The following is a 6,000-nucleotide window of genomic DNA, read 5'->3' as shown; positions in this document are numbered from 1 at the left end:
CATTTTCTAAATAATCTTCAAGATTATGAAAAGGAGTTAAGATCTATACTAACTGAAAAATTTGAAATTATTGGGAAATCCGTTATCTAATTTATTCGCAAACCTATTTAGAATGAGTATAAATACAGCTTGTGCCAATTTTAGCTACCTGTGCAAATCGCTCTTCTTGAGCCCTATATTATTCTACAATACTTCTATCAACATTAATCCAAATTTCCTGCAAAATAACAAATAAGCATAATATCAAGTAAGTTCTCAACAAATATTATGAGAATTAGAGTAATCTCATTAATACGGAAATTATGGTTCGTTTTAAGAAGTTACAATATTTATTAGTTTGCTATAAAATTTTACTTGAAAAATATCAAAATAATATTTTGTAATATTCAACAGAATGTATAAGGAGGAGACGGATGAAGAAATTGTCAGTAATTATTGTCGCTTTTTCTCTTTTCGGTAGTGTAACATGCTCAACAGTAGAGGGTCTAATGAGTGATACTAATAGCATGAAGGGTTTAGCAAGCAATATACCAGCTACAACATCAATTGGGGGAGTGGATTTTAAAAGAGGAGAAGTTTTATGTGGCTGGTATGAAGATTCTTCACTAATGAATAACAGCTATTATGCTGCAAAAATTTTAACACCAGCGACACCTGCCACGAAGAATCAGGCTGAGGTCCTCTTCGTAAAAGGAGAAAAGAAGTGGATAAAAACTGTTCTCCCATCACACAAGGCACAGAAGTCTGAACTGGGATTAAATAAAATTGTTCTCTTTCATGGATATGGATATCGAAAGGATATGAAACAAGACTTGTATAGAAAAGGTTCTTGGAGACTTGGAAGAATTACTTCAACCGATGAACTCTTTAAGGGTATAGTTGAGATCAAGGGCAAAAAGTATAATATAAAGTGGATAAGGGTGACAAATCAACCACTACATGAATAATGCTATCTAGAATAATCATATAAATTGATTTTTCAAGTTTTATTGATTCACGCTATTGTGATCAAATCAACGCTATCTTGATAAAATACAAAGGAAGTAGAGTAGCTATATCATTTTTGACTAATTCAGAAAATTCGTGAATATATAGCAGTATATATATTCACGAATTTTTACAGAATCAATTATGCTCCTTCAATTGATAAATATTAACAACCTAAGACTTAGTTGATCTGAATTTCTTTAATAAACCTAGAACTTTATCTAGCATCTCCCTAGAGTATACCTTCCCAACCATCTTATCCCATACTGGCCTAGTCCTTTTCTTAAATACCTCGATCTCCTGAGGGGTCATTTTCACTTCCTTACAGCCATATTTCAGCATTCCATTGAGAGAATCCCTATTAATCTTTCGTATTTCTGGATTTATAAAGTCCTCTAATTTCTTTCCCAATTTCATAATGCCTTTCTGATAATTAGGAGGTATCTTATTCCATGATTTCATCGATACTATCACCAAACCAGGATCCATTCTTATTGGAATGGGATTAATATAAAGAGTTATTGTATAGAGTTGAGCGGCTAACCACCAGACTGCTGGAGATATTGCCCCATCAACCACTCCTGATCTCATAGAAGGAACGACCTCTGGTACATTAACTGGAATAGGGCTAGCCCCAAGAGCTTTTAATACTTCAACCTCTAGAGGGCCATGCCAAGTTAATACCTTACTCTTTTTGAAGTCCTCAATTGTTTTCATTGGATATTTCGAAGAATAGAAATGCTCAAAATCCACATCAACCATTGTTAGAACCTTAAATCCATTTTTCTCAGCAAGTTTATCTACCGTTGGTCTTAATTTTTTTCTCACATAATGCACCTCATCCCAATTGTTGAAGAGAAAGGGGAGTTCCAATACAGATATACCAGGGCATACCATAGCATTAGCTGTTCCGGTAATCATTGCCCCCTGGAGTTGATCAATCCGCATTTTTGTTACATAGTCCTCTTCGTCTCCCATTACGCCCCCAAGATACCATACACATTTAACATCTCCATTAGTTGTATTTAGAATATCTTGTGTAAGATCAACTGTTAAAGTGCTTACCATTTTAATTGAGTCCTGCCCTAATGTTGCAAATTTCCAAATATGCTTAGGTTTTTTTCCTGCTAATAAATTCGACAAACAGATTCCTGTAAAAATAAATACCAACAAAACAAAGGCTGCCAAATAGCGTCTTCTTGATCTCATTCTTAATCTCCTTATTATTTGATGAAATAGATATCTCTTAAACTCCATTGGTTGTTCATTGGAGCATCTTAATCCCTATTCCCTTCCAAGAAAAAAACTTGTTAAGTTCCCATCACTACCATGCACAATAAATTATATTGAATTATTGTTAGCATTACTGTAAAAATACTTTTGTAAAATTATAATTCCCGTATTATGCTCCTATCGTCTATTATTGATGTTCATCAATAGCAATATTATGGGAATCGTCACTTTTACAGGATCGTTATTATTAGATATTATTTGTTTGTTGTTCTTTTGATAATATTCTACTATTAACTGAATTCATCAGTTGACGCAGAATTAAATTAAGTGCATACCTTTAATGTGCTGATGCAATCTTAGCTTTTATTCACTGGTAATACTTTTATCTGTATTAAATCTATAGTCTATGATCAATTTCGTTAACTACAATAGAATTACCGGTTGATAGCGTTTCTGTTATAATTAAGAGATATAGATTTGAATTCTATGACAACTACTCTACTTCATTAAGAGGCAATTGTGTTTGTAAAATAAATTTGATGGTATGCAATTAAGATATTTCTCCCACCTGAATGATCTAAATCATTGACATTTTATGATAATGTATTTATTAAATACAATATCATAGTTTATGTCAGTCTTTCCCTTAAATATTTTGCTACTGGAGGATACTAATTTATACCCTAGCGATAACAAAATGTAGTTAAACGGATGTACTTTGAATTCTATGTGTATATGTTATAGAATTTGCCAACCGTCTGTACTTTTTTTGGAAAAATATATCGCCTATACTTTCTGTCAATAAAAAAAAATAAATATACATAATGTTTAGAAAAAATATATAATTTGAACAAACAGGACTCCTCGTTAAGGTTCACAAAAAAATCCAACTACATTATAAAAAGTACAGGAGATATTTATATAATAATAAGTTGAAAAATAGTAGCCACCATTACATTATGGTATAATTTCAAAACATCATTAATAACAGACTTCCTACTCAAGGTAGGGAATGAGTAAATCGGAAGTAGGAACATAAGGAGGCAATTAGGGAGGTCTCAATTATTAAATAATGCTTCAATCAATATAAAAGGAGAGTATGGGATGAACAGTGATTATAAAGACTTGATAAGGGAAATGGAAGAGGGATCAATGCGAGCTATGGCTAAGCTGATAACTCGAGTGGAGAATCGTGAACATGGATGGTTGGATATAATGAAAGATATATACCCTAAAACAGGAAGGGCGCAAGTTTTAGGGATTACCGGCTCGCCTGGAGCTGGTAAAAGCACACTAACTGATCAGTTGATCCAAGTTTTTGTAGATAGGGGCCATAATGTTGGTATAATAGCTGTTGATCCTTCCAGCCCTTTTTCTGGTGGAGCTTTGTTAGGTGACCGCCTTCGAATGAACAAAATTAGCTCAATAGAAGGCGTATTTATTCGTTCCATGGCAACTCGCGGGGCTTTGGGGGGGTTGAGTCTAGCCGCGCGTGATGTAATAAAAATTATGGATGCATCAGGCAAGGACATTATTCTGGTTGAGACTGTTGGAGTAGGACAGGATGAGGTGGATGTGGTAAGAGCTGCTGATATTGTGATAGTTGTTTGTGTCCCAGGAATGGGAGATAGTATTCAGGCGATTAAGGCTGGAATAATGGAAATAGCGGATATTTTTGTTGTCAATAAGGCCGATAGAAAGGACGCTGATCAAGTTGTTTTGGATATCCAGAATATGCTCAACTTCGATTCCGAGGTATCTGAAGGAAGGAATATCCCCATATTAAAAACAATAGCTTCCACTGGCGAGGGCATATCAGCGCTTGCTGACGCGTTTTTTCAAGGATTAAATGAGAAAGAACGGAAAAAGGACTGGTATAAAGATCGGTTAAGGGAGGAAATCCTTGGTCTATTAGAAAAGGAGGTTGCACGGCATCTTCGCAATCAGTTTGAAAAAGATTCTAAACTTGAAAGCCATGTTGAGCATGTTCTTGCACGAGAAGATGATCCATACTCTATAGTGCAGATGATGATGGATAATCTTATTCATCCCTAACATTTTAATTTAAAGTGATTAACAACTCTCAGGTATTTGCATTATAGGAATACTATGATTCAAGTAGATATTCAAAGACTACAGAAAACCAAAAGATGCACCATATGATTCCAGATATCAATTGCAGGATTCAATATTTGTCAATTTCGCTATATAAAATCCTATGAATTCATCATCTCGTCATTACTTAAGGTTGAATTTGACTAATGAAAAGTGAGGAACTTTAAAATGGTAAAGAGAAAAACAGTATCCTATGATGAAGTATTAAAGAAGGATTTTTATTGTCAATGTGGAACCTGGATTTATTCTCCACAGATGAATGAAACGAAAATTGATGATCAAAAAAATGAGGTAACATGTATTGGTGGTGGCTGTACAAAGCAAGATGAGGATGGTGAATTCATGGAGTGTCCTGAATGTAAAATGCCTTATTATCTTGTCTAACTATTGATGAACCTCCTGCTTTAGTGTAGGGATATTTTTGTTAGTTTACCCCTTTATGTATGACATCTCACCTCCATGAATGATGTGAATAATTTTTAACACAAGAATGATAATTCTTTTTGGTATGAAAATATATCCTTTGTCATTCCAGCCTGAGTGCCAGAATCTTTTTTTTATGTTAGAAGATTATAGATTCCAGCATTCGCTGGAATGGCATCAGAAATAATATTCTTAATAAAATTAGACACCGCCTTTTATACAGAGGTTCATTTTCGAACATTGAAATTATTCCTAAATACTTGTAAATATTCTATCTATGATTTATTTTATTGACAAAAATATCAACTGATGAATATTGAGTAGAACTTTCGATGGATATGTATAAGTTAATGATATACCCTTATATCTAAACCATTGGTTGATAATTAAGGTATTGTTATCTGTACTTTTTTAAAAGGTTATTATTTAACAGGTAAACCTATACAAGGAGTTATTAGTCTGAAAATTTTCGAGAATGCTTAATATGCTCGAAAATGTCATACATTAATTATTCAGTGCTTCGCGTAACAACAAGCAGATGTTACAGATTCGACTTACTGTATTTTTGGTCTGCCTCTATTCTTGCTACTGATCCGCAGCGCAATTACTATATGAGATATTTTGAGAAAAGGCGATGAAAATTATTAGGATAATTTCCATCATAATATTAATTTTAATTATAGCAACAGGTGCTTATTCCCGTAGGAGAAGAGGTGTTGACTATTTCCTTAAACCTCAGTTGGGTTTATGGTTTGGACCAATAACTCCAGTCTATACAACGAGAAAGTATGTGGATACCAATCTTGGCGGTGGAATTTTTTTTCGTTATAATTCTCCTATTAAATCATTAAAATATGGAATTGATGGATCATATCAATATTTTGAATCCAAAGGCGTAAATACCCTTTCCTTATGGCCTGTGTATGGCAGTTTGATTTATCGAGCGCCGGTAATAAAGCAATTTCCATTAAAATTTCAATTTAAGGTTGGTGCTGGAACTAGTTATGTTAAGATTAGACCCGATAGGGATCACCAATGGGATCCTGTTGGCATGCTGGGCTTTGAGGGTTCCTTCCCAGCGGGGAAGATTTTAAATATTGGATTGCGAGTTGATTATTTACTTATATATGAAGAGCATATTGATGGAGCAAGTAGAAATGGGCATATTCTAAATACTGGTATTACAGTGTATTTCAATATATAATGGTAAGATACGTATTCAAAGGTATAATCTTTTTGCTT

Annotated in this window: 5 protein-coding genes; 4 read left to right on the top strand and 1 reads right to left on the bottom strand. The window is 33.8% G+C overall.

Annotated features, from left to right (window positions below; translation table 11 throughout):
* The first annotated feature begins 413 nt into the window (after positions 1–413).
* Complete coding sequence (locus SVZ03_10650; protein ID MDY6934664.1) at positions 414–947, top strand: hypothetical protein; 534 nt, start codon at positions 414–416, stop codon at positions 945–947.
* A gap of 214 nt (positions 948–1,161) precedes the next feature.
* On the opposite strand, the gene dctP is transcribed toward SVZ03_10650, so the two are convergent.
* A complete protein-coding gene (gene dctP / locus SVZ03_10645; protein MDY6934663.1) occupies positions 1,162–2,196 on the bottom strand; it encodes a TRAP transporter substrate-binding protein DctP in 1,035 nt (344 codons plus the stop codon).
* A gap of 1,128 nt (positions 2,197–3,324) precedes the next feature.
* Between dctP and meaB the strand changes: the two genes are divergently transcribed.
* The 3 genes from meaB (at position 3,325) to SVZ03_10630 (ending at position 5,962) form a co-directional block, all read left to right on the top strand.
* Positions 3,325–4,275, top strand: coding sequence for a methylmalonyl Co-A mutase-associated GTPase MeaB (meaB, locus tag SVZ03_10640; GenBank protein MDY6934662.1), 951 nt, complete (start codon positions 3,325–3,327; stop codon positions 4,273–4,275).
* A 228-nt stretch (positions 4,276–4,503) separates the two neighbouring features.
* Complete coding sequence (locus SVZ03_10635) at positions 4,504–4,719, top strand: hypothetical protein (protein ID MDY6934661.1); 216 nt, start codon at positions 4,504–4,506, stop codon at positions 4,717–4,719.
* A 673-nt stretch (positions 4,720–5,392) separates the two neighbouring features.
* The gene (locus tag SVZ03_10630; protein MDY6934660.1) at positions 5,393–5,962 is read left to right on the top strand and encodes a hypothetical protein; all 570 of its coding nucleotides are present in this window, start codon (positions 5,393–5,395) and stop codon (positions 5,960–5,962) included.
* Positions 5,963–6,000: the final 38 nt, after the last annotated feature.

The organism is Spirochaetota bacterium (assembly GCA_034190085.1).
Classification (GTDB): domain Bacteria; phylum Spirochaetota; class UBA4802; order UBA4802; family JAFGDQ01; genus JAXHTS01.
Note: the sequence above shows the minus strand (reverse complement) of the source record. Positions and strands in the feature narration are given on the sequence as shown.